This is a genomic window from Nocardia sp. NPDC047654, from assembly GCF_043205035.1.
Classification (GTDB): Bacteria; Actinomycetota; Actinomycetes; order Mycobacteriales; family Mycobacteriaceae; genus Nocardia.
The window spans coordinates 349,248-373,247 of sequence record NZ_JBIDDF010000003.1 but is presented as its reverse complement, the minus strand read 5'-3'; the positions used below and the strand labels follow the sequence as shown (position 1 = coordinate 373,247).

General features: G+C 69.5%; 23 protein-coding genes and 1 tRNA gene. 14 read left to right on the top strand and 10 right to left on the bottom strand.

Annotated features, from left to right (window positions below; all coding sequences use genetic code 11):
- The first annotated feature begins 208 nt into the window (after positions 1 to 208).
- From ACGF7Y_RS14990 to ACGF7Y_RS14965, 6 genes are all read left to right on the top strand, one after another.
- Positions 209 to 279 (top strand) — tRNA-Gln (locus tag ACGF7Y_RS14990).
- 90 nt (positions 280 to 369) lie between these two features.
- On the top strand, positions 370 to 1,860 hold the full coding sequence (gene glmU, locus ACGF7Y_RS14985; protein ID WP_393233730.1) for a bifunctional UDP-N-acetylglucosamine diphosphorylase/glucosamine-1-phosphate N-acetyltransferase GlmU: 1,491 nt from the start codon (positions 370 to 372) through the stop codon (positions 1,858 to 1,860).
- The gene (locus ACGF7Y_RS14980; protein ID WP_393233728.1) at positions 1,857 to 2,837 is read left to right on the top strand and encodes a ribose-phosphate diphosphokinase; all 981 of its coding nucleotides are present in this window, start codon (positions 1,857 to 1,859) and stop codon (positions 2,835 to 2,837) included. The genes glmU and ACGF7Y_RS14980 overlap by 4 nt, the downstream gene beginning before the upstream one ends.
- A 94-nt stretch (positions 2,838 to 2,931) precedes the next feature.
- Positions 2,932 to 3,192 (top strand): hypothetical protein, encoded by a 261-nt coding sequence (locus tag ACGF7Y_RS14975; RefSeq protein ID WP_393233725.1) that lies wholly within the window; start codon positions 2,932 to 2,934, stop codon positions 3,190 to 3,192.
- A gap of 104 nt (positions 3,193 to 3,296) precedes the next feature.
- On the top strand, positions 3,297 to 4,145 hold the full coding sequence (locus ACGF7Y_RS14970; protein WP_393233723.1) for a hypothetical protein: 849 nt from the start codon (positions 3,297 to 3,299) through the stop codon (positions 4,143 to 4,145).
- A 50-nt stretch (positions 4,146 to 4,195) separates the two neighbouring features.
- Positions 4,196 to 4,843 (top strand): DUF2461 domain-containing protein, encoded by a 648-nt coding sequence (locus ACGF7Y_RS14965; protein WP_393233720.1) that lies wholly within the window; start codon positions 4,196 to 4,198, stop codon positions 4,841 to 4,843.
- Positions 4,844 to 4,865: 22 nt separating this feature from the next.
- Here ACGF7Y_RS14965 and egtD read toward each other — a convergent pair whose 3' ends face one another.
- From egtD to egtA, 4 genes are all read right to left on the bottom strand, one after another.
- Entirely contained in the window at positions 4,866 to 5,837 is a 972-nt protein-coding gene (gene egtD / locus ACGF7Y_RS14960; protein WP_393233717.1) for an L-histidine N(alpha)-methyltransferase, read from the bottom strand.
- Between the two features lie 16 nt (positions 5,838 to 5,853).
- Entirely contained in the window at positions 5,854 to 6,663 is an 810-nt protein-coding gene (egtC, locus tag ACGF7Y_RS14955) for an ergothioneine biosynthesis protein EgtC (RefSeq protein ID WP_393233714.1), read from the bottom strand.
- Positions 6,664 to 6,750: 87 nt separating this feature from the next.
- Complete coding sequence (gene egtB, locus ACGF7Y_RS14950; protein WP_393233712.1) at positions 6,751 to 8,097, bottom strand: ergothioneine biosynthesis protein EgtB; 1,347 nt, start codon at positions 8,095 to 8,097, stop codon at positions 6,751 to 6,753.
- 100 nt (positions 8,098 to 8,197) lie between these two features.
- Complete coding sequence (gene egtA, locus ACGF7Y_RS14945; protein ID WP_393233710.1) at positions 8,198 to 9,535, bottom strand: ergothioneine biosynthesis glutamate--cysteine ligase EgtA; 1,338 nt, start codon at positions 9,533 to 9,535, stop codon at positions 8,198 to 8,200.
- A gap of 176 nt (positions 9,536 to 9,711) precedes the next feature.
- Between egtA and ACGF7Y_RS14940 the strand changes: the two genes are divergently transcribed.
- Positions 9,712 to 10,902, top strand: a complete 1,191-nt coding sequence (locus tag ACGF7Y_RS14940) for an aminotransferase class V-fold PLP-dependent enzyme (protein ID WP_393233707.1) — start codon at positions 9,712 to 9,714, stop codon at positions 10,900 to 10,902.
- A 21-nt stretch (positions 10,903 to 10,923) separates the two neighbouring features.
- Here the strand turns inward: ACGF7Y_RS14940 and ACGF7Y_RS14935 are convergent, their stop codons facing one another.
- A complete protein-coding gene (locus tag ACGF7Y_RS14935; protein WP_393233705.1) occupies positions 10,924 to 11,478 on the bottom strand; it encodes a TetR/AcrR family transcriptional regulator in 555 nt (184 codons plus the stop codon).
- Positions 11,479 to 11,583: 105 nt separating this feature from the next.
- On the opposite strand from ACGF7Y_RS14935, the gene ACGF7Y_RS14930 reads away from it, so the two are divergent.
- The gene (locus ACGF7Y_RS14930) at positions 11,584 to 12,243 is read left to right on the top strand and encodes a lysophospholipid acyltransferase family protein (protein ID WP_393233702.1); all 660 of its coding nucleotides are present in this window, start codon (positions 11,584 to 11,586) and stop codon (positions 12,241 to 12,243) included.
- A 98-nt stretch (positions 12,244 to 12,341) separates the two neighbouring features.
- A complete protein-coding gene (locus ACGF7Y_RS14925) occupies positions 12,342 to 13,994 on the top strand; it encodes a fatty acyl-AMP ligase (protein ID WP_393233700.1) in 1,653 nt (550 codons plus the stop codon).
- A 36-nt stretch (positions 13,995 to 14,030) separates the two neighbouring features.
- On the opposite strand, the gene pth is transcribed toward ACGF7Y_RS14925, so the two are convergent.
- On the bottom strand, positions 14,031 to 14,618 hold the full coding sequence (gene pth, locus ACGF7Y_RS14920) for an aminoacyl-tRNA hydrolase (RefSeq protein ID WP_040869799.1): 588 nt from the start codon (positions 14,616 to 14,618) through the stop codon (positions 14,031 to 14,033).
- Positions 14,611 to 15,213, bottom strand: coding sequence for a 50S ribosomal protein L25/general stress protein Ctc (locus ACGF7Y_RS14915; RefSeq protein ID WP_393233697.1), 603 nt, complete (start codon positions 15,211 to 15,213; stop codon positions 14,611 to 14,613). Before ACGF7Y_RS14915 ends, pth begins: the two co-directional genes overlap by 8 nt.
- A gap of 304 nt (positions 15,214 to 15,517) precedes the next feature.
- On the opposite strand from ACGF7Y_RS14915, the gene ACGF7Y_RS14910 reads away from it, so the two are divergent.
- Positions 15,518 to 17,161, top strand: coding sequence for a peptide chain release factor 3 (locus ACGF7Y_RS14910; protein ID WP_393233695.1), 1,644 nt, complete (start codon positions 15,518 to 15,520; stop codon positions 17,159 to 17,161).
- 1 nt (position 17,162) lies between these two features.
- On the opposite strand, the gene ACGF7Y_RS14905 is transcribed toward ACGF7Y_RS14910, so the two are convergent.
- Together ACGF7Y_RS14905 and ACGF7Y_RS14900 are read right to left on the bottom strand one after the other, a co-directional pair.
- On the bottom strand, positions 17,163 to 17,690 hold the full coding sequence (locus tag ACGF7Y_RS14905; RefSeq protein ID WP_393234001.1) for a nuclear transport factor 2 family protein: 528 nt from the start codon (positions 17,688 to 17,690) through the stop codon (positions 17,163 to 17,165).
- Between the two features lie 444 nt (positions 17,691 to 18,134).
- Positions 18,135 to 19,013, bottom strand: coding sequence for an Abi-alpha family protein (locus ACGF7Y_RS14900; RefSeq protein ID WP_393233692.1), 879 nt, complete (start codon positions 19,011 to 19,013; stop codon positions 18,135 to 18,137).
- A gap of 241 nt (positions 19,014 to 19,254) precedes the next feature.
- On the opposite strand from ACGF7Y_RS14900, the gene ACGF7Y_RS14895 reads away from it, so the two are divergent.
- Both ACGF7Y_RS14895 and ACGF7Y_RS14890 read left to right on the top strand, forming a co-directional pair.
- Complete coding sequence (locus ACGF7Y_RS14895) at positions 19,255 to 20,529, top strand: hypothetical protein (protein WP_393233689.1); 1,275 nt, start codon at positions 19,255 to 19,257, stop codon at positions 20,527 to 20,529.
- Entirely contained in the window at positions 20,520 to 21,413 is an 894-nt protein-coding gene (locus ACGF7Y_RS14890; protein WP_357952906.1) for an Abi-alpha family protein, read from the top strand. The genes ACGF7Y_RS14895 and ACGF7Y_RS14890 overlap by 10 nt, the downstream gene beginning before the upstream one ends.
- Here ACGF7Y_RS14890 and ACGF7Y_RS14885 read toward each other — a convergent pair.
- On the bottom strand, positions 21,410 to 22,003 hold the full coding sequence (locus ACGF7Y_RS14885; protein WP_393233687.1) for a TetR/AcrR family transcriptional regulator: 594 nt from the start codon (positions 22,001 to 22,003) through the stop codon (positions 21,410 to 21,412). The two genes, ACGF7Y_RS14890 and ACGF7Y_RS14885, sit on opposite strands and share 4 nt — an antisense overlap.
- Positions 22,004 to 22,079: 76 nt before the next feature.
- On the opposite strand from ACGF7Y_RS14885, the gene ACGF7Y_RS14880 reads away from it, so the two are divergent.
- Together ACGF7Y_RS14880 and ACGF7Y_RS14875 are read left to right on the top strand one after the other, a co-directional pair.
- Entirely contained in the window at positions 22,080 to 22,832 is a 753-nt protein-coding gene (locus ACGF7Y_RS14880) for an SDR family oxidoreductase (RefSeq protein ID WP_357952910.1), read from the top strand.
- 90 nt (positions 22,833 to 22,922) lie between these two features.
- Positions 22,923 to 23,858 carry a 4-(cytidine 5'-diphospho)-2-C-methyl-D-erythritol kinase gene (locus tag ACGF7Y_RS14875; RefSeq protein WP_393233684.1) on the top strand — a complete coding sequence of 312 codons (936 nt, stop codon included), beginning with the start codon at positions 22,923 to 22,925 and terminating at the stop codon, positions 23,856 to 23,858.
- The last annotated feature ends 142 nt before the right edge of the window (positions 23,859 to 24,000 follow it).

Sequence of the window (24,000 nt, the reverse complement as noted above, 5' to 3'; positions counted from 1 at the left end):
ACCACTGTCCCAGACCCGCCGGGGATCCACCCGCCCGGCCCACCGGTCCGCCGCAGGCGTGTCTCCGGCCGTCCCTGCTCCGCCCTGGTACGGCCGGAATACGCGGGCAGGCGGGCCGAACAATTCGCGGGGAGGCGGCCGAGTATGCGAGGATTCATCCCGTGCCGTGGCACAGCGGCGGGGTGTTCGCCAACCGCCGGTGTGGCAATCCGCCGTGGTGTAATGGCAGCACATCTGATTTTGGTTCAGAGAGTTCAGGTTCGAGTCCTGGCGGCGGAGCTCGAGAGCACGATGCCCTATCGTTGGCCCGCAGATCGCTGACCAAGCACGACGATGCCCCGCACGAGGACAGGCAGCCGAGGGAGATCCATGCCACAGCAGACCGCCGTCGTCGTTCTCGCAGCCGGTGCCGGGACGCGAATGCGGTCGAAGACCCCCAAGGTCCTGCATTCGCTGGCCGGTCGGAGCATGCTCGCGCACGCGCTGCATGCGGCGAACGAGATCGACCCCGCGTACCTCATCACCGTGGTGGGGCACGACCGCGAGCAGGTCGGCGCGGCGGTGACCGCGGTGGCCGACGAGCTGGGCCGGGAGATCACCCCGGCGATCCAGGAACAGCAGCTCGGCACCGGGCACGCCGTACAGTGCGCGCTGGCCGCCCTGCCGGTCGGATTCACCGGTGACGTACTGGTCACTTCCGCGGACGTGCCGCTGCTGGACGGGCACACCCTGGCCGCACTGCTCGACGAGCACCGCAGCTACGCCGAACGCCCCGCGGTCACCGTGCTGACCTTCGTACCGCCGGACCCGAACGGCTACGGCCGCATCGTGCGCGACGCGGAGGGCCAGCTGGCCGAGATCGTCGAGCACGCCGACGCCACCCCCGAGCAGGCCGCGATCACCGAGGTGAACTCCGGTGTGTACGCGTTCGACGCGGCGGTGCTGCGCACCATGATCAGCCGGCTGTCCACCGCCAACGCCCAGCACGAGCTGTACCTCACCGACGTGCTGCGCCTGGCCCGCGAGGCCGGTCACCCGGTGCACGGCGCACGCCTGGTCGACGCGGCCAAGGTCACCGGCGTCAACGACCGGGTGCAACTGGCCTCGGCGGCGCACACGCTCAACCGCTACATCCTGGAACGCCACATGCGCGCGGGCGTCACGATCATGGATCCCGCCTCGACCTGGGTCGACGCCGGTGTGCGCATCGGAAGGGACGCCGTGCTGCGCCCCGGCGTACAACTTATCGGCAACACCGTCGTCGGCGAGGACGCCGAGATCGGGCCGGACAGCACGCTCACCGATGTCGTCGTGGGCGACGGCGCCCGGGTGATCCGCACCCACGGCGAGGGCGCCACCATCGGCCCGAAGGCGACCATCGGCCCGTTCAGTTACCTGCGGCCCGGCACCGTCGTGGGCGAGGTGGGCAAGCTCGGCGCGTTCGTCGAGACCAAGAACGCCTCGATCGGCGCGCATTCGAAGGTTCCGCACCTGACATACGTCGGCGACGCCACCATCGGGGAGCACAGCAACATCGGTGCGTCCAGCGTCTTCGTCAACTACGACGGGGTGACCAAGCACCACACCGTGGTCGGCTCGCATGTGCGCACCGGCAGCGACACCATGTTCGTCGCGCCGGTGACGGTGGGTGACGGAGCATATACGGCGGCGGGTACTGTACTGCGCAGAAACGTTCCGCCCGGAGCTCTCGCGGTCTCCGGCGGACCGCAGAAGAACATCGAGGGCTGGGTGCAGCGACACCGTCCGGGGACGGACGCGGCCCGCGCGGCGGCGGAAGCCGTCGCGGCCAAGGAGATGTCGAGTCAGGCAATAGAGCAAAAGGATGGCAATCAGCAGTGACCGCGTCATGGATCGATAACCAGAAGAACCTGATGCTCTTCTCGGGACGCGCTCATCCTGAGCTGGCCGAGCAGGTCGCCAAGGAACTCGACGTCCACGTCACGCCGCAGATCGCGCGGGACTTCGCCAACGGCGAGATCTTCGTCCGGTTCGAGGAGTCGGTCCGTGGTTCCGACGCCTTCGTCCTGCAGAGCTTCCCGGCGCCACTGAACCAGTGGCTGATGGAGCAGCTCATCATGATCGACGCGCTCAAGCGCGGCTCGGCCAAGCGGATCACCGCCGTGCTGCCGTTCTACCCGTACGCCCGCCAGGACAAGAAGCACCGCGGCCGCGAGCCCATCTCGGCCCGTCTGGTCGCGGATCTGCTGAAGACCGCGGGCGCGGACCGGATCATCACCGTCGACCTGCACACCGACCAGATCCAGGGCTTTTTCGACGGCCCCGTCGATCACATGCACGCGCAGGTGCAACTGGCGGAGTACATCCGCACCAACTACAGCCTCGAGCACATCACCGTCGTCTCCCCGGACTCCGGCCGCGTGCGCGTCGCCGAGAAGTGGGCCGACTCGCTGGGCGGCTCGCCGCTGGCCTTCATCCACAAGACCCGCGACCCGCTGGTGCCCAACCAGGTGAAGTCCAACCGCGTGGTCGGCGAGGTCGAGGGCCGCACCTGCATCCTGATCGACGACATGATCGACACCGGCGGCACCATCGCGGGCGCGGTCAACGTGCTCAAGGAGGCCGGCGCGGGTGACGTGGTCATCGCCGCGACCCACGGCGTGTTGAGCGCGCCCGCCGCCGACCGCCTCGCCAACTGCGGCGCCAAGGAGGTCGTGGTGACCAACACCCTCCCGCTGGCGGAAGAGAAGAAGTTCCCGCAGCTCACCGTGCTCTCCATCGCGCCGCTGCTGGCCCGCACCATCCGCGAGGTCTTCGAAAACGGTTCGGTCACCGGCCTTTTCAACGGCAACGCCTAAGCCTCACACCGCGCAAACGGCGGCTCGGACTCCGGTCCGGGCCGCCGTTTGCGCGTTCGCGTTAGCCGCGGCGATCGGTGGGGATACCGAGGGCATGAACCGTGACCCGTTGGAGACCGAGATGGGGGATGACGACCAAGAGGACGAGATCCGCGAGTATCAGCGCAATATCGAGGATCCGCCCGACGACCTGCGCATCCGCTACCACGAGGACGAGGACGACGGCAGGCTCGGCATCGGTGACGAGCTGGATCAGGAGTGGACGCCGCACGACGGCCGCACCGAGGACGACCAGGCGGACGACCGGTCCGCCGAGGTGGCCGCGATCGAGATCGTCGACGACGAGGACCTCTGAGCCGAATACCGCCCCGACGCGCCGCGCTGTAGCAATCGGCTATGACGATGCGTGCAGCGTGGTAGGCATAGGTTGCGTGACCGGGACGACACGAGGAGGGTGCGATGAGCACGCCGAAGGATCCGGACCACACCGACGACGAGCGGCGGGAGCCAGAGGCACCGTCGTTGTCGAAACAGACCGGTGAGACCTCCGGTGACGAGCCTGCTCAGCCCCTGACCGGCGCCGCCCCGGCACAGACCGGCGCACCGCCCACCGAGCACGATCCGGCCGCCGCGCGGGCACCGGAAAGCGAGCAGGGCCCGGCGGACCAATGGTGGCAGTCGGGCGGCACACCGCCCGCGGGCCCGCTGGGCGGTCAGTGGGGCGCGGAACCCAGCGGTCAACCGGCCGAACCTCAGCCGTGGGGCGCCGACGGGCCGGGCGACCAGCAGTCCTGGGGCGCCGAACCCGCCGCGCCGGGGTCCCCGCTGTCGGGTTCCGCTCCCCAGCCTCCGACCGACGAGGAGACGCGCCGGTTCACACCGGACGACCACGCTCGATACGGGTCGGGCGGACAACTGCCCTACCCGCCGCACGGACAGCCCGCTGACGCGGGGCAACCGTATCCGCCGACCGGGCAACCTCAGTACCCGGCGGGCGGAGGGTACGACCAACCGGCGGCCGGTCCGCAGTACCGCTACCCGTCCTACCCGCAGGAGGGGTACGAGCCGTATGCCACCCCGCCGAGGCAGCCGGGTAGCCAGGTGTACTCGATCATCGGGTTCGTCTGCGCGGTGACCGCGGTGCTGTTCTGCCCGATCTTGTTCGGTCCGGCCGGGATAATCCTGGGGATCGTCGGGCACAACAAGGGCGAATCGCTCGGCAAATGGGCAGCGATCGCGGCGGCCGTCGGGATGGTCATCGGCTTCATCGTGGGATTCGCCGTGTTCGGCGGAGACTTCACGACGTAGATTTCCGGTATGCGTTCCTTTGGTGACACCGGCGCGGCGAGTGTGCGCGCATGACCGGATTCACGGGCTTCCCGCTGGCCGGGCTGGACTTCTACGAAGACCTGGAGGCCGACAACTCCAAGGCTTTCTGGACCGCGCACAAGAATATCTACGACGAATCGGTACTCACGCCGATGAAGGCGCTCGGAGCCGAGCTGGAGCCGGATTTCGGCGCGGCGAAGATCTTCCGGCCCTATCGGGATGTGCGCTTCGCCAAGGACAAGACGCCGTACAAGACCGCGCAGGGCGCGGTGGTGCGCGCCGCGCCTGGCGTCGGCTGGTATGTCCAGATCAACGCCGCGGGCTTGTTCGTCGGCGGCGGCTTCTACCAGGGCTCGCCCGATCAGCTCGCGCAACTGCGCGCCACCATCGATGACGAGGTGCGCGGCGGCGAACTGGCGGCGATCCTCGCGAAACTCGCCGACGCCGGCTTCACCATCGGCGGTGAGAAGCTGAAGACCAAACCCAAGGGTTACGACGCCGACCATCCGCGCATCGACCTGCTGCGGCACAAATCCATCACGTGCGGCAGGGAATTCGGCGCACCCGGGTGGCTGGACACGCCGCGGACGGCGAAGGAGGTCCGCGCCGCGTGGGAGACGATGCGGCCGCTGGTCGAGTGGCTCGCGGCGGTGGTCGGCGGCGCGCCCTCCCGGTGACCGCCGCCGACCGGAGCCCCGGTCAGCGCCGTCCGGCGAGGACCAGCGCGAAGCGATCGTCCGGATCGGTCCACACGTGCCCGGTGGCGAAGCCCGCGGCGGCGAGCTCGGCGTCGAGCCCCTCGACCCGGAACTTCGCGGAGATCTCGGTGCGCATCTGTTCGCCGCGGCCGAAACGCACGGTGAGACCGAGGTCGGCGACCGTGACGGTCATGTCCTCGCTCGCCTCCAGTCGCATCTCGATCCACTCCCGCGCCGCGTCCCAGACCGCGATGTGCCGGAACTTCTCCGGCGCGAAGTCGGCGCGCAGGCGAGCGTTCAACACGTGCAGCACATTCCGGTTGAACTCGGCGGTGACGCCCGCAGCGTCGTCGTAGGCGGGCACGAGCACCGCCGGGTCGGTGACCAGCCCGGCACCGAGCAGCAGTTGCTCACCCGGCTCGAGCACGGCATGGATCCTGGCGAGGAATTCGGCCCTCTCCTCGGGGACGAGGTTGCCGATGGTCCCGCCGAGGAATGCGATCATCCGGCGACCGCCGCGCGGGAGATTGTCCAGGGTGTCGGTGAAATCGCTGACCACACCGTGCACGCCGAGACCCGGGAACTCGGCCGCGACCTCGTCGGCCGCAGCTCGCAGCGCCGCGGACGAAACGTCCTGCGGTACATACGTCTTCAAGGGTCCGCGCGCGCTGAGGGCGGTGAGCAGCAGGCGGGTCTTGGCCGCCGATCCGGCGCCCAGTTCGACCAGCACCTCGGCTTGGGCGGCGTCGGCGATCTCATCGACCACCCGCTCGAGCAGCGCGCGCTCGGTGCGCGTCGGGTAGTACTCGGGCAGTTCGGTGATCCGCTCGAAGAGATCGCTGCCCTTGGCGTCGTAGAACCATTTGGGCGGCAGCCATTTCGGCGTCGCGGTCAGACCCCGCGTGGCGTCCGAGCGGAGCGCCGTGTTCAGGTCGTCTTCGGTGAGGTGGATATCCAGCGTGGCTGCGGTCATGGCACGGGCCTTTCGGTCAGAGGAGGGCGTCGACGGACAGCGCGCCGGGCCTGGCGCTCACCAGGCTGCGGTCCGGGATCGACCGCCAGCGCGGGTCGTCGTCGAAGGGTTCGGAGGACACGAGCGCGAAATCGTCGGTGACCAGCACCGACAACGAATGGTGGCAGGTGGTCGCCCACAGTTGCGCGCCGTCGGAGAGCAGGAGATTCAGGCGTGCTTCCGGCGCCCGGTCGAGGATCGCGGACACCAGCAGCCGCAGTGCCGCCGGAGCGGCGGACCATTCGCCGTCCGGTGCGCCGGTCGCCAGCAGATCGCACAGCAGTACCCACAGCGTGGCCGCGTCGGTGGCGGATTCCGCCTCCAGCAGACGCGCAGGGGTGAACAGATCCTCGGCGCCGAGTTCGGCGGCGATGAGCGCGAACTCCTCGGCCACGCCGGTCAGCGTGCGCCGCCAGTCCGGCACCACGCCGTTGTGACTGAACGCCCAGCGGTCACGGGTGAACGGCGCGCACGCGGACCGCTCGACCGGCATGCCGACCGTCGCCGACCGCACCGCTGCGAGCACGGCGGCGGACTCCAACTGCGGAAGCACCTCGTCCACGGCCGGGTCGGTCCAGATCGGGGCCGCGTTGCGATAACGGCTGGCGGTGACCGTGTCATCCGCTCCGACGCGCCACCAGGCGACGCCGAACCCGTCGGCGTTGATGGTGCCGCCGTGGCGCATGTCGCGCGGCGCCCACGCCTGCGTGCGCAGCGAATGGGAGCCGAGGGTCACCATGTCGCCTACCCGCACCGGCGGGCCGATGTAACCCAGGTGTCTACACATCGGCACCCGCCGACGCCACCTTCGACCTGGACGGACCACTCACCGCATGACCACGGTCCGGCCGCCGGCCGGAATGACGGGCGTCGCTCACTCGCCTTCTCCCGGACCCAGATCCCGCGCCAGGCGGAACCCGGCGAAGATCTGGCGACGGATGGGATGGTCCCAGTTGCGGAAGGTGCCGCGACAGGCCACCGGATCGGTGCCGAAGGAACCGCCGCGCAGCACACGGTAATCGCCGCCGAAGAACACCTCGGAGTACTCCCGATACGGGAATACGCGGAAACCCGGGTACGGCTCGAAACCCGAAGCGGTCCATTCCCACACGTCACCGATCAGCTGATGCACGCCCGCGGGAGACGCGCCGGACGGATACGCGCCGACCTCGGCGGGTTCCAGATGCCGCTGCCCCAGGTTCGCGGTGGTCGCGTCGGGATCGGCGTCGCCCCACGGGAATCGGCGCGACGCGCCGGTGGCCGGATCGAACCTGGCCGCCTTCTCCCACTCCGCTTCGGTGGGCAGGCGCTTACCCGCCCAGTTCGCGTAGGCCTCTGCCTCGAACCAGCACACGTGCACGACCGGCTGCCGCGGCCGCAGCGGGGTCATCACCCCGAATACCCGTCGCCACCAGCGCCCGGACGGATCGCGCTCCCAGAACTGCGGAGCGACGAGGCCTGCCTCGGTGCGGTGCGCCCAGCCGCGCTCGGACCAGAGCTCGGGCCGCTCGTAGCCGCCGTCGTCGACGAAAGCCAGGTATTGCTCGTTGGTCACCGGCGCGGCGTCGATCGCGAAGCCGGGCACCCGGACCGGATGTGCGGGGCGCTCGTTGTCCAGCGCCCACACGTCGGTCGAGGTGCCCATGGTGAATTCGCCCGCGGGGATCACGACTTCCCCGGTGACCGGCGCCGCGGCGGTGGGTGCGGCCGCCGCGGCGAGCACGGGTGCGCCCGCGCGCAACTGATGGGTGGCCAGCATGGTCTCGTCGTGCTGCTGCTCGTGCTGGGCGATCATGCCGAACGCGAACCCGTCATCGATCAGTGGCCGACCTCGTAGGTCGCTGCGCTCCAGCACATCCCACACCTTGTCGCGCACGGCGCCGACGTAGTCGCGGGCCTGGCCGGGATCGAGCAACGGTAGTTCGGGCCGGTTCGCGCGGGCGTGTTTGAAGGCGTCGTAGAGCTCGTCGATGTCGGCGCGCACCGCATCGCGTCCGCCGACGTCGCGCACGAGCCAGAGTTCTTCCTGATTGCCGATGTGCGCGAGGTCCCAGACGAGTGGGCTCATCAGGCGCGAATGCTGGGCTACCAGTTCGGCTTCGTCGAGGCAGTCGGTGAGGGTGAGGGTTCGTTGCCTGGCGCGCGTGAGCACCTCGGCGATCCGGTCGCGCAGCTGTTCGGTACCGGAGTGGTCGGTGAAGGCGGAATGGGAAGTGGTCACGGGAAACGTCTCCGGGATTGGTGCTGATCGGCGTCTGCGCTGCTGGGCGACTCGGTGCGGTCGACCGGGTCGCTGTCGGGGAAATACGGTGGGCTGCTGGTCACAGGGCTGTCTCCGTGGGCTCCGGGCTGTGCTCGAAGTCGCCCTCGGTCGGGGTGCGTCCGTGGCGACATCGTTTCGCGGCGGATTCCACGGCGCGGGCCGCGTCGTCGGTCGCGGTGTGCTCGGCCGCCAGGCGTAGCAGGGCGACCGCACCGGCCCTGATGTCGGGATCGGCCAATCCGTAGCGGGCGGCATCGACCCAGCGGCCGGCCAGCGGCGCGGCGATCGAGTTCGCCTCCGCGACCACCGCCGGGCTGGACATGAGCGCGTCGATCACGTGCACCGGCACGGTCCACGCATCGCCGGGCTGGGCGTCGATGTAGCGGACCTCCAGGTGGCCCGAGGCGCGCACCGGCGGGAACAGCGTGGTCAGGTGGTAGTCGAGGTCGCCGATGCCGGGGCGGCGGCCGACCTCGTCGTCCAGTGCGCCGGACAGCCAGTCGGCGAAGGTCGCACCGGGCGGTGCGGACCATTCCGCGCAGTCGCCGTTACCGCCCTCGGCGCCGTCCGATCGGCGCACGCACAGCAGCGGCACGTCCAGCGCCCATCTGCCGTACGCGGCGATCGGGTCGGCCCAGTCCAGCACCGGCGGGCGGGTGCGCGTGTTGTCCAGCCGCAACCAGGCCCGCATGCGCTGAGACGCCCATGTTCCCGGCGGCGCGCCACGCAGGCCGGGTGAACAGGCGAAGGCGGCCAGCAGCGCCGGGCCGACGGCGTACAGGGCGCTCCAGCGCGCGGTGACGTCCGCGCGGTCGGCCCCTGCGTCGACGCTGACCTGGGTGGCCGCGGTATTGCACATCATCAGTTTGCCGAACGGCCCGATGCCGCCGAAGGAGCGCTCCATCGCGCGATAACGCGGCAGCTGAAGCAAGCGCTTGGGGCGGCGGTCCGCGTCGGCGGCGGCGGAAACGGTGCGGATGGACCGGGATTCGAGAAGTTCCCGCAACAGGCGGGCATCATCGCGCAGCCGATCACACAGCTGCGCGGCGGCTCCGTAGGGAGCGCTGGAGAGTTCGATCTGACCGCCGGGTTCTAGAGTGACCCGGCTGCCCCCCGGCAAGGCGAGCGCCGGCGAATCGGGGGCGATGGACCGTGGTGCGTACGGTCCGAGTGCGTCCGCCATGGCGGACAGCTGGGGGCGCGGAGCGGCCGAAGGACCCGACGCCGAACACTCACCCTGCACTGTGAGCCATTCGAGTTCGGCGCCGATCAGCGCCGGTGGCCCGAGCTTGAAACACACCCCTCCGATATATGCTTCCGCCGCCGCGCGGGAGGACAGTTCTCCCTGCTCGGTGGCACACCCGGCCGACTCAGGACTCTCGAGCGTGACCGCCATGCCAACCTCCAGTGGGCTCCGGGACGTAGTCCGCTGCTCTTCGGTTATCGCCATTCTGGGCGGTGGTATTCCACTCCCCGGCCGAAATTCGCGTGCGGCGATCCATCCAGCGTAGCGACGCAGGCCGACAAGAAACCGACATGAAGCCGAACAATTCACCCGATAAGGTCGGCTCCATGCTGGATGACGATCGCGTACGAGCCGACACTCCCGGATGCGCGCCGGGGCCCGGACCGGGACCCGTTTTCCTCGACAGCGCCGGCTCGTCGCTGCCTCCTCGGGTCGTCACCGACACCGTCGTCGCGCATCTGCGCAGGGAGGCGGAGATCGGCGGCTATCGCGCCGCGAACGAGCGGCTCGACGATCTGGCCGATGTCAAGACCGCGATCGGCGCGCTGATCAACGCCGCACCCGAGAGCATCGCGCTCAGCGACAGCGCCACGCGCTCGTGGGCGGACTTCTTCTACTCGGTACCGCTCGCCGCGGGCGATCGCATCCTGGTCTCCGAGGCGGACTACGCCAGCAACGCCATCGCCGCTCTGCAGCGGGCCCGCGCCACCGGCGCCACGGTGGAGAAGATTCCCAGCGACGGGACCGGGCAGATCGACTTGGACGCGCTGTCGGCGCTGGTCGACGAACGGGTCAAGCTGGTGTCGGTGCTGCACGCGCCGACCAACGGCGGGCTGGTGAACCCGGCTGCCGAGGCGACCCGGATCGCGCACTCGGTCGGCGCGCTGGTGCTACTGGACGCCTGTCAGTCCGCTGGTCAGCTGCCCTTGGACGTGGCCGAACTCGGCGTAGACGCCTTGTCGGCCACCGGCCGCAAGTGGCTGCGCGGCCCGCGTGGCACCGGTTTCCTCTACCTGCGGCCGGAGTTGGCGCGCTCGATGGAACCCGCCCGGCTCGACCTGCACGGCGCGCAATGGACCGGCCCGCACGACTACCGGCTCGCGCCCGATGCCAGCCGCTTCGAGTTCTGGGAATGCGATGTCGCGGGCAGGCTCGGGCTGGGCGCCGCCGTGCGATACCTGCTCGAACTGGGCCAGGAAGACGTCTACGCCGCGATCGCGGCCCGCGCCGAGCACCTGCGCAAGGCGCTGCCGGAGATTCCCGGGGTGACCGTGCGCGACATCGGTCTGCGGCACAGCGGCATCGTGTCGTTCACCGTCGACGGCATCGACTCCGTCGAGGCGCGCGACCGGTTGCTGGCGCAGGACATCACGGTCACGGTCAGCCACGCCGGTTCGACCCTGCTGGATATGACCGGCCGTGGCCTCGCCTCCGTCGTGCGCGCCTCGCCGCACTGCTTCGTCGGCTTCGACGAACTCGATCGCTTCGTCGCCGCGGTGGCGGAACTGCGCGCTTGAGCCGCGAGCGGCCCGCGACACTCAGGCCAGATGCACCGCGAGTGCCCTGGCCACCAGAGCCTCGACGTCGGCGCCGGGTGCGACCAGACGCAGGCTGCGATTGGCCTGCGTGGTGGCGATGCCGTGCAGATTCGTCCACAGGGCGATCGCGCGGTCGCGCGGATCGGTCGTGCCCGCTGCCGCGCCGACCAGCTCGGCGAACCGCGCGAACAGCGGCAGGGTGACCGACCGCAGGTTCTCGCCGGAGCCTTCGAGCAGATCGTGCCGGAACATCAGGGTGAACATCTCCGGCCGCCGCGCGGCGAACTCGATGTACTCGGCGCTCATCCGCCCGAGACGGTCGCGCGCGGACTCGGCGTCCACCGCCGTGAACCGGTCGGCGAGGTCGGCGAACCCCCGCGCGGCAATGGCGGCCAGCAGTGCGCGGTGGGTCGGGAAGTAGCGCCGCGGCGCACCGTGTGAGACGCCCGCCGCCCGGGTGATCGCACGCAACCCCAGGTGCGCGGCGCCCACCTCCTCGAGCAGATCGACGCCGACGTCGACCAGTCGATCTCGCAGCGTCTCGCTCTCGGCCATGCGGACATTGTCTACGCCGGCCACGGCAGAACCACACTCCCGCACATAGACACTGTCTACGCGATGCGGTAGACAATGTCTACGCGTTCGTCTACGGAGGTCTCCATGTGGTACTCGCTGTTCAAGTACGTGCTGCTCGGTCCGCTGCTGCGGCTGCTGGGCAGGCCCGATGTCGCTGGGCTGGACAACATCCCGCGCACCGGGCCCGTGATCATCGCGGCCAATCACCTCGCCGTGATCGACTCGCTCTACCTCGCGCTGGTCGTCCCCCGGCGCGTGACGTTCCTGGCGAAACAGGAGTACTTCACCGGGACGGGCCTGCGCGGCCGGTTCAATCGGTGGTTCTACTCGGTCTCCGGGCAGGTTCCGGTCGACCGGACGGGCGGCGACGCGGCCGCGGGCGCACTGGCCGCGGCCACCCGCATCCTGGAAGCAGGCGGCGTCTGGGCGATCCATCCCGAGGGCACCCGTTCACCGGACGGGCGGATCTACCGCGGCCGCACCGGCACCCTGCGGGTCGCCATGGCCACCGGCGCGCCGGTCGTTCCGGTGACGCTGTCGGGTACCGATCGGGTGAACCCACGCGGCAGTCGTCTGCCGCGTTTCGGCAAAGTGCGCATCGAGTTCGGGACGCCGCGCCGCTACCCGCCCGCCGAGCAGCGCCACCTGGTGCGCGCCGCCACCGACGAGCTGATGCGCGAGCTGGCCGCGCGCTCGGGCCGGTGCTATGTGGATCGCTACGCGGCCACCTTCTCGTCGCTGTGACCTGGGGCCCCCGGAAAAGGGGTTAACGCCGCCCCGCGATGGCGGGATAGTGGGGGGAGGCCGGTTCCCGGCGACAGCTGGTGGTTAGGAGATGAACGTTGAGCAGGTTCACCGACGAAATGTATGCCACGGCGCGAAACTCCGAGCGCGGACTGGTAACCGGCGAGCCCAGCGCCCCGCTGCGGCGCACCTGGGCAGAGATCCACCGGATCGCCCGGCGCATGGCGGGCGGGCTGGCCGAAGCGGGCATCGGGCACGGCGACGCGGTCGGCGTGCTCGCGGGCATGCCGGTCGACATCGCCCCGGCCTGCCAGGCCGTCTGGATGCGCGGCGCGTCGATCACCATGTTGCACCAGCCGACTCCGCGCACCGATCTGGTGGTCTGGGCGCGCGACACCGAGACCGTGCTGACCATGATCGAAGCGCGCGCGGTCGTGCTGGGCGCGCCGTTCGAGGCGGCCGAGCCGCTGCTGCGCGAACGCGGCATCACCGTGGTGCGCATCGACCAGCTGCCCGACGGTCCCGACACCGACCCGGTACCCACCGCCGAGGGCGATATCGCGTTGCAGCAGTTGACCTCCGGGTCCACCGGCTCGCCCAAGGCGGTCCGGATCACGCACGAGAACTTCTTCGTCAACGCCCACGCCATGTTCGACCGGGTGAAATTCCAGCTCGACGACGATGTGATGGTCAGCTGGCTGCCCCTGTTCCACGACATGGGCATGGTCGGATTCCTCAGCGTCCCGATGCAATTCGGCGCCGAAGTGGTGTGCGTGACACCGCTGGACTTCCTCACCAGGCCGCTGCTGTGGGCCGAGCTGATCAGCAAGTACCGCGGAACCGTCACCGCCGCGCCGAATTTCGCCTACTCGCTGCTGGCCCGGCGGCTGCGACAGGCCGACGACGGCGCGTTCGACCTCAGCAGCGTGCGCTACATGTGGAACGGCGCCGAACCGGTGGACCCGGACACCATGGACGCTCTGGCCGCCGCCGGGAAACGCTTCGGGCTCAACCCGATGGCGCTCACCCCGGTCTACGGCATGGCCGAGACCACGCTCGCCGTGTCCATCCCCGACGCCGGTCACGGACAGGTGCTCGACGTCATCGATGCCGATCTGCTCGAAGCGATCGGCAAGGCGGTGCCCGTGCCGGAGGAGCACGGCCAGCCCGCCAACATCCGCAGACTGCCCACCCTCGGCTATCTGGTCGACCATCTGGAGGGCCGGATCGTCGACAGCGAACGTCAGCCGCTGCCCACCCGGTCGGTGGGTGTGATCGAATTGCGCGGCCCCGCGGTCACTTCCGGGTATGTGACGGTGGACGGATTCCAACCTGCCCAGGACGACGAGGGCTGGCTGGACACCGGCGACATCGGCTACTTCACCGACGAGGGGCTGATCGTGGTGTGCGGCCGGATGAAGGACGTGATCATCATGGGCGGCCGCAACATCTACCCCACCGACATCGAGCGCGCCGCGACCAGGGTGAGCGGCGTCCGTCCGGGTAACGCGGTGGCGGTGCGCCTCGACGCAGGCCAGAAGCGGGAGAGTTTCGCCGTAGTGGTGGAGAGCGGCAGCCACCAGAACCCCGAGGAGGTCAAGCGCATCGAGCGCGAGATCGTGCATTCGGTGTTCGCGGAGGTCGGCGCTCGGCCGCGCACCGTCACCGTGCTCGGCCCCGGCGCGCTGCCGAAGACCTCTTCGGGCAAACTGCGCAGGGCCGCGACCGCGATCCATCTGCCGCGCGGATGATCGGCCGGGCGCACCTCGTATCGAGCGAGGTGCGCCTCAGTGCACTTGGTTCTGCGCGGTCTCGAGACCCACGCGCAGCAGCAGCTCCACCGCGTCGGCGGCCTGCTCGACGATCACCGGGACCTCTTTGCGCTCCGGCGCGGAGAACGGCTTGAGCACGTAGTCGGCCGGATCCTGGCGGCCCGGCGGGCGGCCGATGCCGATGCGGGTGCGCAGGTAGTCCTTGGTGGTCAGAGCGCTGGAAACGGAGCGGAGACCGTTGTGGCCGCCCTCACCGCCGCCGCGCTTGAGCCGGATGGCGCCGAACGGAAGGTCGAGTTCGTCGTGCACGACGATCACCTCGGTCGGCGGTACGGAGAAGAACTTCGCCAGCGCGGCAACCGGCCGCCCGGACAGGTTCATGAACGACCGAGGCTTCGCGATCAGCACCTGGCGCCCGTCCAGCCGCGCCTGCAGCAGGTCGGCGCCGGATTTCTTGTGCACACCGAAACGGCCGCCGACGCGCTCGGCGAGCACGTCGGCGACCAGGAAACCCACATTGTGCCGGGTGCGCTCGTATTCGGGACCGGGGTTGCCCAGTCCGACGACGAGCGCGGGCCCGGCGGACGGTGCGCTGTTACTCAGCGCTCGCGCCCTCGGCCTCGGCCGTTTCCTCGCCCTCGGCGGGCTCGGCGGCCGGGGCGGCGATCACGTTGACGATCAGGATCTCCGCATCGGTGGCCAGCTCGACGCCCTCGGGCAGCTGCAGCTCGCCGGCGGTGATCTGGGTGCCCGCCTCGACGCCCTCGACGGAGACCTCGATGGCCTCCGGCAGCTTCATCGCGTCGGCCAGGATGGCGACGGTGGTTGCTTCCTGGGTGACCAGGGTGCCGGGGGCGGCGTCGCCGGCGACGGTGACGTTCACGTCGGCGGTGACCTTCTCGCCGCGCTTGATGATCAGCAGGTCGGCGTGCTCGATGTAGCGACGGATCGGGTGCACCACGACGGACTTGGTCAGCGCGAGCTGCTTCTGGCCGTCGATGACGAGGTTCAGCACCGCGTTGGTGCCGTGCTCACGCAGGATGGCGGCGAAGGCCTGGGCGTTCACCGACAGGTGCTGCGGGTCGGCCTGGTGGCCGTACAGCACGGCCGGGACGTTGCCCGCACGACGGGTACGGCGGGCGGCGCCCTTGCCGAACTCGGTACGTACGGATGCTTCGAGAAGGTTGACGTCGGACATGACTGGATCTACTCCTACGGCTCTTCCGGGCTGTCAGTTACACGTCAGGGGTTCCGCACACCTGACGGGGGTGGTCTACTCGTCGGGGCGAAGACCGAACGAGGACGGCCGGAAGCCGAGCCGCGTCGATCACGGTGCCGCAAAACTGGTCTGCGGTCACCCTCGCCGAGACAACCCGAACACCATACCCCAGCGCAGAGGCGCTCTTTGAATCGGGTGGTCACCGGCGGTTCGGCTCGCGCTCGAGCGAGTCGCGTACGCTGGCGTGGTTGCCGATCGGTTGTCTGCGAAAGGTTGTCTTGCGTTGAGCGCCTCCCCTGAGGGTGTTGTCGCGCCCGCACCCCGCGGGCTGTCCGCCGAGGTAGCCCGCCGGCGCACGTTCGCGGTGATCTCCCACCCCGACGCGGGCAAGTCCACGCTCACCGAGGCACTCGCCCTGCACGCCAGGATGATCTCCGAGGCGGGCGCGATCCACGGCAAGGCCGGGCGCAAGTCCACCGTCTCGGACTGGATGGAGATGGAGAAGGCGCGCGGCATCTCGGTCAGCTCGACCGCGCTGCAGTTCAACTACCGCGCCGCGGGGTCCGAGGTCGACAGCGTCATCAACCTGGTGGACACCCCCGGCCACTCCGATTTCTCCGAGGACACCTACCGGGTGCTCACCGCCGTCGACGCCGCGGTGATGCTGATCGACGCCGCCAAGGGCCTGGAGCCGCAGACGCTGAAGCTGTTCCAGGTCTGCCGCCACCGCGGCATCCCGGTGATCACCGTGATCAACAAGTGGGACCGGCCGGGCCGGGCTCCGCTGGAACTGCTCGACGAGATCGATGAGCGGATCGGCCTCACCCCCACCCCGCTGTTCCTCCCGGTCGGTATCGCGGGAGACTTCCGCGGCCTGCTGCGCCGCGGCCCGGACGGCGCGGCGCTCGAATACATCCACTTCACCCGCACCGCGGGCGGCGCGACCATCGCGCCGGAGGAGTCGCTGACTCCGGAGGCGGCCGAGGCGCGCGAAGGCGAGCCGTGGATCACCGCCGCGGAGGAGAGCGAGCTGCTCTCGGCCACCGGCCAGGACCACGATCAGGAGTTGTTCCTGGCCGGGCAGACCTCACCGGTCATCTACGCCTCCGCGATGCTGAACTTCGGCGTGCGGCAGCTGCTGGAGACCCTGGTGGCGCTCGCGCCCGCCCCGGGTCCGCGCCGCGATGTCGAGGGCAAGCCGCGCGCGACCGGCGACCCGTTCAGCGCGGTGGTGTTCAAGGTGCAGGCGGGCATGGACGCCGCCCACCGGGACCGGCTCGCGTTCATGCGGATCGTGTCGGGCGAGTTCGAACGCGGCATGGTGGTCACCCACGCGCAGACCGGGCGGCCGTTCGCCACCAAGTACGCGCTGACCGTGTTCGGCCGCGAACGCGCCACCGTCGACACCGCCTACCCCGGTGATGTCGTGGGCCTGGTCAACGCGACGGCGCTGGCTCCAGGGCACACGCTGTTCGTGGACAAGAAGGTGGAGTTCCCGCCGATCCCGTCATTCGCACCGGAGCACTTCGCCGTGCTGCGCGCCCGTAGCGCGGGCAAGTACAAGCAGTTCCGCAAGGCGATGGACCAGCTCGACTCCGAGGGCGTCGTGCAGGTGCTGCGCAACGACATCCGCGGCGACGCCGCTCCGGTCCTGGCGGCCGTCGGCCCGATGCAGTTCGAGGTGGTGACCGCGCGCATGCTCACGGAGTTCAACGTCGAGACCACGATGGAGCACCTCGGCTACACGCTGGCCCGGCGCACCGATGCCGCGTCGGCGGACGAACTCGGGCGGCAGCGCGGGGTGGAGGTGTTCACCCGCTCAGACGGTGCGCTGCTCGCGCTGTTCAGCGATAAATGGCGGCTGCAATACATCGAGAAGGAGCACCCGGCGCTCACCTTGGAGCCCCTGGTGGCCACCGCCGACTGAGTCAGCCGACCTCGGACTCCGGCCGCATCGGCGGGGCCCCGGGGTCGCGTTCGATCGAAGAGATGCCGTCTTCTTTCGCGATCAGGCCCCAGCGGCTCGACGTCAGCCGCAGGCTGGGCAGGTCGCTGAGGGAGAGCACCACTTCGTAGGTGCGTTCGTAGCCGGTGTGCGAGATGCGCCAGTGGCCGTCGTCGCAGCGGACGTAGCGGTCGGTGTAGAAGGCCGCGCCGCGCAGCAGCATGTTGTGGCCCGGAATGAGCACCGTGTCGGCGAGGTACCACGTGCCGGTCGCGGTGTCGCCGTCCACATCGATCTCCGGGTGGTCGCAGCGGTGTTCGGTGATCACGTGCGGCCCGAGCGTGTTGCGCATGAACGCGATGAACGCCTCGCGCGATTCGAACTGCAGATATTCGCTGTAGGTCGCGGTCGCCTCGGGCACCATGGTGTCGGCGAAGTCATCCCAGGATTTGGTGTCGAGGGTGCGCAGGTACCGGTACTTCAGCCGGGAGATCGCCGAGACGTCGTCCAGCTCCCGCTCGTCGCGGCCGCGGCCCGCCCGCGGATCGTCGCGCACCTGCCCGAAGTCGATGGTTCCCGCGTCGAAGCGCAGCCGGTCATCGGCGTCCGCATCCCCTTCACCGGCGCTGGTCGCCCGCCTGTCGCGGTTCGGACCCGCACCGACCGGGTCGAGATCTCGTTCCTCCGGCTCCGGTATGCCGGAATCGATGTCCACCCCGCCGCGCTCTTGGCCGACCGGGGGAAATCCCAGGTCGTCGCGCTGCGGCCCACCGGAGCCCGTGCCCCGGTCGTTACGCACTTGCCCAGCGATGCCCAAACCTGGGTCGCCGCGCCCCTGCCCGCCGGTTCGCTGATCCATACCCTCAACAATCCCATCCCGAGTGCCGGATTGGGAGGGTTGTATCAGATTGCTATCACGGCGAGCGGAACATTCCGGTCAAGATCAACTTCGTGGTCAACTTCCGATCGTGAAGCAGGTACGGCAGAAGTCCTCGCCGAACTCGGTCAGCCGGAGACTCTTGCGCACGATCTTCGGCGCCCGGCCCGCCTTCTTCAGCGCCGCCTCCACCACGGGCTGCACCTCGAGCACCATGTACCGGCTCAGCACCACCGGATCGTCCGAGGTCAGCGTCAACCCGAGGCGATTGAGATTGATCAGGTAGGACCGCGCGCGGTCGGGGTAGCGCACGCCGGCCTGCTCGGGCACCGAGGTGAGATCGCCCTGCACCAGTTCCGAGCCGATCCCCAGCGGCCGGTTGGTGCGCACGTCGACCGCGGGCTGCGGGCCGTTGAGCGCCATGAAGCGCAGGATGCGCGCCTCGTCGGGAGCGAGTTCGTCGAGGATGCGGTCGTAGGCCGGGTGCACGTCCTCGGTGAAGTAGACGTCGGCGGACCTGGCCAGCAGCGCGTCGCCACGGCGGCGCAACTCCTCGGTGCTCGCCGAGCGCAGGTAGGGGCCGACGGCCAGCGGCTGCTGCGAGGTGGGGCCGTTGGAGGTCGGGACGTAGCTGACGATCTCCCGGACCGAGCCCTCGGTGACGCCGAGGGCGCTGCGGGCGATGGAACGCAACGCGTTTCCGGTCCGCTCGGCGATCTCCGCCGAGGACTCCCCGTCCAGCGCGGCCTGGGTGATCTCCCTGGTGACCTCGTAGGTCGTGCCGACCGCCCATTGGCTTCCGCGCACGACGGTGCCCGCGGCCACTCCTGCCGCGCGGAACACGCCGCGGATCAGCCGTGCCTCATTGCTGATCTGCCGCTGTTCGACATCCGAACTGCGCTCGACGGCGCGGGAACCTGGCCGGGCCACGTCCTGTCCGGTCCTGTCGTCTGCCACGTTTTCTCCGATATCGCCGGGGGAACGAATCCGCTCCACAGATTACTTCCCCTTGTGTCGCGGGTCATTCGCACCGCCTGACTCGGACAGTGCGACCGGCACGCGGCGCGCAAATAGGGTTTCTGCGAGGAGGGGGTGCTAGTTTTGGGTGCCGGTGAGGCGGCGATCACCGGTGTATCGGCAGGAGGGTGTCGTGTTAGAGAGCGTATTCGGAATCCACCCCACGATCCTCCTCGAGCTCGTGACCATACCGCTTTTCACCGGCGTGATCGGCTACATCACCAACTGGACCGGCGTGCTCATGCTGTTCAAGCCGGTCGCCTTCCACGGTGTCCGAGTTCCCGGCCTGCGCGCGCTGTATCCATTCCTGCCCAAGCGAATTCAGGTCCTCCCGCTGCTCAGCTACGACGGCCGGTTCGGGTGGCAGGGCATCGTCCCGTCGCGCGCCGACAAGATGGCGAGCATCGCGGTCGACAAGGGCCTGGCCAAACTCGGCAGCGTAGCCGACTTTTACCGGGAGCTCGAGCCGGACAAGCTGGCCGAGCATCTCACCAGCATCGCCGACGCGCAGATCAAGGACATCGTCGAGGACATCCTGCGCCGCGAGCATCCTCAGCTCTGGTACAACCTGCCCGCCCAGGTGCGCGACATGGTGCATGCCAGGGTGCGCCAGCAGCTGCCGGAGATCCTGCGTGAGCTGACCGAGGAATTGGGCGCGAATATCGATCAGCTGCTCGACGTGAAGCAGATGGTGATCCGCTACTTCCAGGCCCGGCCGCATCTGCTCAACACGCTGTTCCAAGTGCTCGGCGCGAAGGAACTGCGATTCATGCAGAACTTCGGTTTCTACTTCGGCGCGCCGATGGGCGTGCTGCTGGTGGCCGTCCTGCATCTGAGCGGCTGGTCCAGCCTGGTCGTGCTGCCGATCGGCGGCGTGATCATCGGCTGGGTGGTCAACTGGATCGGCATCAATATGATCTTCGCGCCCGCATATCCGAAGTGGTGGGTCCCGTGGCGGCAGGGCCTGCTGATCAAACGCAAGTCCGAAATCACCGACGGATACGCGGAATTGGTTTCCAGCCAGGTGATCACCGTGGCGAATATCGGCGACGAGTTGCTCAACGGCCCGCGTTCGGATCGCACCATGCAGATGCTGGAGGACACGCTGCGCCCCGCCGCCGACCGCGCGCTCGGCCCCGCGCGTCCTGCGGTCAAGTTCATGCTCGGCAGCCGCGAATACGACTCGTTGCAATCGACCTTCACCAACGAAGCCATGTCCATCGCGCCGATCGCGTTCGCCGACCCGGAGTTCAATGTCCGCCAGGGCAGGCAGATCAACGAATACATCGCCAGGCAGATGGCGATGTTGTCGCCGCCGGACTTCGTCGACATGCTTCGCGCGGCCATCAAACAGGATGAATGGCTCCTTTTCGTCCATGGCGGCGTGCTGGGGCTCTTCGCCGGATACGCTCATATCCTGATCTTCGGAACGGGAGTGGCGACATCATGGCTGTAGCGAGTCCGGACGACGGCGATCTCGAGGCCGTCGAGCACCTCGACGCGACGGCGGCGAATGCCGGGCCATCGCAGGAGATCGCCCGACGGCCGGCTTCGGACATCGCTCACACCGACGAATTACCGAGACGGGTCACGGTTCCCGTGGCAACCGTGCGCGCCGCGACGGGCGTCGCACGGGTCGCGTGGACCGCCGTCACCGGGGTGACCTCCTGGGGAGTCGGCACCGCGGTCGACGTCACCTCGACCGTCGTGCGGCGCAGCATCGAGGGAGCGCCGCCGCGAGAAGTGCTGGCCGAGGCGGAGTCCGAAGTCCGTGACGCGATGCGCAAAGCGCTCGGCCTGTCCGCCGCCGCGCAACCGCCCGCGCAGGACGCCGTGCCGACGCTGCGCGAGCAGGGCGCCGCGCTGCTGCGGTTGTCGGCGAGCCCGCACGGCGAGGACGACAACCATCCGGCCTTCGCCGGCATGCTCGCCGAACTGACCCCCGACGAGGCGCGCATCCTGCGTTTCCTGCACCTGGACGGGCCGCAGCCCTCGATCGACATCCGCACCGGCCGCCCGCGCGCGCTCGGTTCCGAACGCCTCGGCTCGATGCTCACCCTGATCGGCGAGCACGCGGGCCTGCGCTTCCCCAATCGGATCCAGCAGTACCTGACAAACCTGCGCAGACTGGGCCTCGTCGAGCACGCGCGCGAGCCGGTCGGCAATCCGAACCGGTATCAGCTGCTGGAGGCGCAGTCACCGGTGCGGGAGATGCTGAAGCGGTCCGGCTTCGGCACCAAGGTGATCTACCGCAGCGTGGTGCTCACCGACTTCGGCGCGGACTTCGTGCGCACCTGCCTGCCCGTGGTGGTGCAGGACGGACGCGCCTCGGGGCACTAGGGTTCCCAGCCGCGCAGCGCCAGCTCGGCCACCCGCTGCAATTCGGCCCGGCTCGCGCCGTCCCGCGCCGCCTGGGACATTCCCTGCATCACCGTGCCGACATAGCGAGCCAGCGTGCGCGCGTCCAGGTGATGCGACAGGACGCCCGCGTCGATGTCGGCCTGGATGCGCGCGGCGAACGCGTCGATGTTCCGGTTGCGCATGTCGCGCAGGAAATCGGCGATCTCGGCGCTCGTGGTGTTGACGCCCGCGCTGATCACCAGACAGCCGTGCGGGCACTCCGGCCGGGTGTACTCCACCGCCGCCTCACGCAGGATGCGCCGGACCGCCGCGTCGGCGGTGCCCTCCTCGGCGAGCGCCCGCGTGACGAATCCGCCGTAGCGCGCGCCGAATTTCGCGACGACCTCGGCGAACAATGTCTTCTTGTCCCCGAACGCCGCGTACAGGCTGGGCGCGCCGATTCCCATCGCCGCGGTCAGGTCTCCGATCGACGTGGCCTCGTACCCGCGTTCCCAGAACAGCCGCATGGCCTTCTCCAGCGCGGCGTCCCGGTCGAAGGATCGGGGCCGCCCGCGGGTCGTGGTACTCATGCCGCAATTTTATAGCGGTCACTAGAGAATGTGCTACCTTTCTTTCTGTAGCGACCGCTAGAGAAAGGGGCCTGTGATGGGCGCACTGACGGGCAAGACGGCACTGGTGACCGGAAGCAGCCGGGGTATCGGCCGGGCGATAGCGGAACGACTGGCCCGTGACGGCGCACGGGTGGCGGTTCACTACAACAGCGACGAGCAGGCCGCGAAGGCGACCGTGGCCGCGATCGAGGCGTCCGGCGGCGCGGCATTCGCGATTCGCGCCGAACTGGGCGTGCCCGGTGACGCCGAGGCGCTGTGGGCGGCCTTCGACGCGCACGCCGACGGCTTGGACATCCTGGTGAACAATGCCGGCACCGACGGCATCCGGGAGCCGATCGCCGGGACCGACGAGGCGGCGTTCGACCGGGTCTTCGCGATCAACGCCAAGGCGCCCTTCTTCATCACTCGTCTCGGCCTGGATCGGTTGCGGCCGGGCGGGCGGATCGTCAACATCTCCACCGGCCTGACCCACGGCGCGTACATGCCGCAGCTGATCGCCTACACCATGACCAAGGGCGCGATCGACAGTTTCACCAGCGTGCTCGCCAAGGAGGTCGGGGCGCGCGGCATCACCGTGAACGCGGTGGCCCCGGGCATCATCGACACCGACATGAACGCGAACTGGCTGCGCAACGCCGAAACCCAGGCGGCGGTGGCGGCGATGTCCCCGCTGAAACGAGTGGGGCAGCCCGCCGACGTGGCCGACGTGGTCGGATTCCTCGCCTCCGACGAGGCGCGCTGGGTGACCGGGCAATGGATCGATGCCACCGGCGGCGGACTGCTGTAACGGCCAGGGGATTGCCCCGCCCACGGTTCCTTTTCGCGACGCCCGCTACGGAACGGCATCGCCCGGCCGCTCCCATTAGGCTTGAGCACCGTGCTGTCAGTTGTGCCGAGTCCCGTCACCGTGCGGGCGCCGTCGAAGGTGAACCTCCATCTCGGAGTGGGCGACCTGCGTGCCGACGGCTACCACGACCTGACCACGGTGTTCCAAGCGCTGTCCCTGAGCGACGACCTGGAGATCTCCCCCTCGGGTTCGCTGGCCGTCCGGGTCACCGGAGAGGGCGCCGCGGACGTGCCGACCGACCGGACGAACCTGGTCTGGAAGGCGGCCGTCCGGCTCGCGCACCTCGGCGGCCGCGCTCCCCTGGTGGAAATCGCCATCGCCAAAGGCATTCCGGTAGCCGGGGGTATGGCGGGCGGGAGCGCCGACGCCGCCGCCGCGCTGGTCGGGCTGAACGAGCTGTGGGACCTGGGATTGTCCAGGGAGGAACTGGGCGCGGTGGCGGCCGAACTCGGCAGCGATGTGCCGTTCGCCCTGCACGGCGGCACCGCGCTCGGCACCGGCCGCGGGGAGCGCCTGCTGCCGGTGCTGTCGCGCAATACCTTTCACTGGGTGCTCGCCTTCGCCAAAGGCGGCCTGTCCACGCCCGCGGTCTTCGCCGAACTCGACCGGTTGCGCGAGCACGGCGATCCGCCTCGGGTCGGTGAACCGCAGCAGTTGATGCAAGCGCTGGCCTCCGGCGACGCGCACCAGCTCGCACCCTTGCTCGGCAACGACCTCCAGGCGGCGGCGGTGTCGCTGAAGCCGGAACTGCGCCGCACGCTGCGGGCGGGCGTCACGGCGGGCGCGCTGGCCGGGCTGGTGTCCGGCTCCGGGCCCACGTGCGCGTTCCTGTGCGAGAGCGAGGAATCGGCGATCTCGGTGGCCGCCGAACTCGCGGGCGCGGGCGTGTGCCGCAGCGTGCGGACGGCCGGCGGACCCGTGCCGGGCGCGCGCATTCTCAGCGCCGACCCATCGGGGAAGCACTGAACGCCGCGAATCGCGGATGCCCGAGCCGCCCCGGCTCGCATGGCAGACAGCAGCAGGCTCTCGCCGAGCCGGGTGGCGCCTGCGCGGTCCTGCCGACAAGCGGACGAAGCGCACCGTCCGCCGCGGCTTGGTCATGCAACGG

Excerpts from the sequence above, each read along its gene's own strand:
- ACGF7Y_RS14970 (WP_393233723.1), top strand. The coding sequence starts at position 3,297 with ATGAGCACGCCGAAGGATCCGGACCACACCGACGACGAGCGGCGGGAG.
- ACGF7Y_RS14975 (WP_393233725.1), top strand. The coding sequence starts at position 2,932 with ATGAACCGTGACCCGTTGGAGACCGAGATGGGGGATGACGACCAAGAG.
- ACGF7Y_RS14915 (WP_393233697.1), bottom strand. The coding sequence starts at position 15,213 with ATGTCCGACGTCAACCTTCTCGAAGCATCCGTACGTACCGAGTTCGGC.
- ACGF7Y_RS14940 (WP_393233707.1), top strand. The coding sequence starts at position 9,712 with ATGCTGGATGACGATCGCGTACGAGCCGACACTCCCGGATGCGCGCCG.
- glmU (WP_393233730.1), top strand. The coding sequence starts at position 370 with ATGCCACAGCAGACCGCCGTCGTCGTTCTCGCAGCCGGTGCCGGGACG.
- ACGF7Y_RS14935 (WP_393233705.1), bottom strand. The coding sequence starts at position 11,478 with ATGGCCGAGAGCGAGACGCTGCGAGATCGACTGGTCGACGTCGGCGTC.
- ACGF7Y_RS14885 (WP_393233687.1), bottom strand. The coding sequence starts at position 22,003 with ATGAGTACCACGACCCGCGGGCGGCCCCGATCCTTCGACCGGGACGCC.
- ACGF7Y_RS14880 (WP_357952910.1), top strand. The coding sequence starts at position 22,080 with ATGGGCGCACTGACGGGCAAGACGGCACTGGTGACCGGAAGCAGCCGG.
- egtC (WP_393233714.1), bottom strand. The coding sequence starts at position 6,663 with ATGTGTAGACACCTGGGTTACATCGGCCCGCCGGTGCGGGTAGGCGAC.
- ACGF7Y_RS14965 (WP_393233720.1), top strand. The coding sequence starts at position 4,196 with ATGACCGGATTCACGGGCTTCCCGCTGGCCGGGCTGGACTTCTACGAA.
- egtA (WP_393233710.1), bottom strand. The coding sequence starts at position 9,535 with ATGGCGGTCACGCTCGAGAGTCCTGAGTCGGCCGGGTGTGCCACCGAG.
- ACGF7Y_RS14890 (WP_357952906.1), top strand. The coding sequence starts at position 20,520 with ATGGCTGTAGCGAGTCCGGACGACGGCGATCTCGAGGCCGTCGAGCAC.
- egtD (WP_393233717.1), bottom strand. The coding sequence starts at position 5,837 with ATGACCGCAGCCACGCTGGATATCCACCTCACCGAAGACGACCTGAAC.
- ACGF7Y_RS14930 (WP_393233702.1), top strand. The coding sequence starts at position 11,584 with ATGTGGTACTCGCTGTTCAAGTACGTGCTGCTCGGTCCGCTGCTGCGG.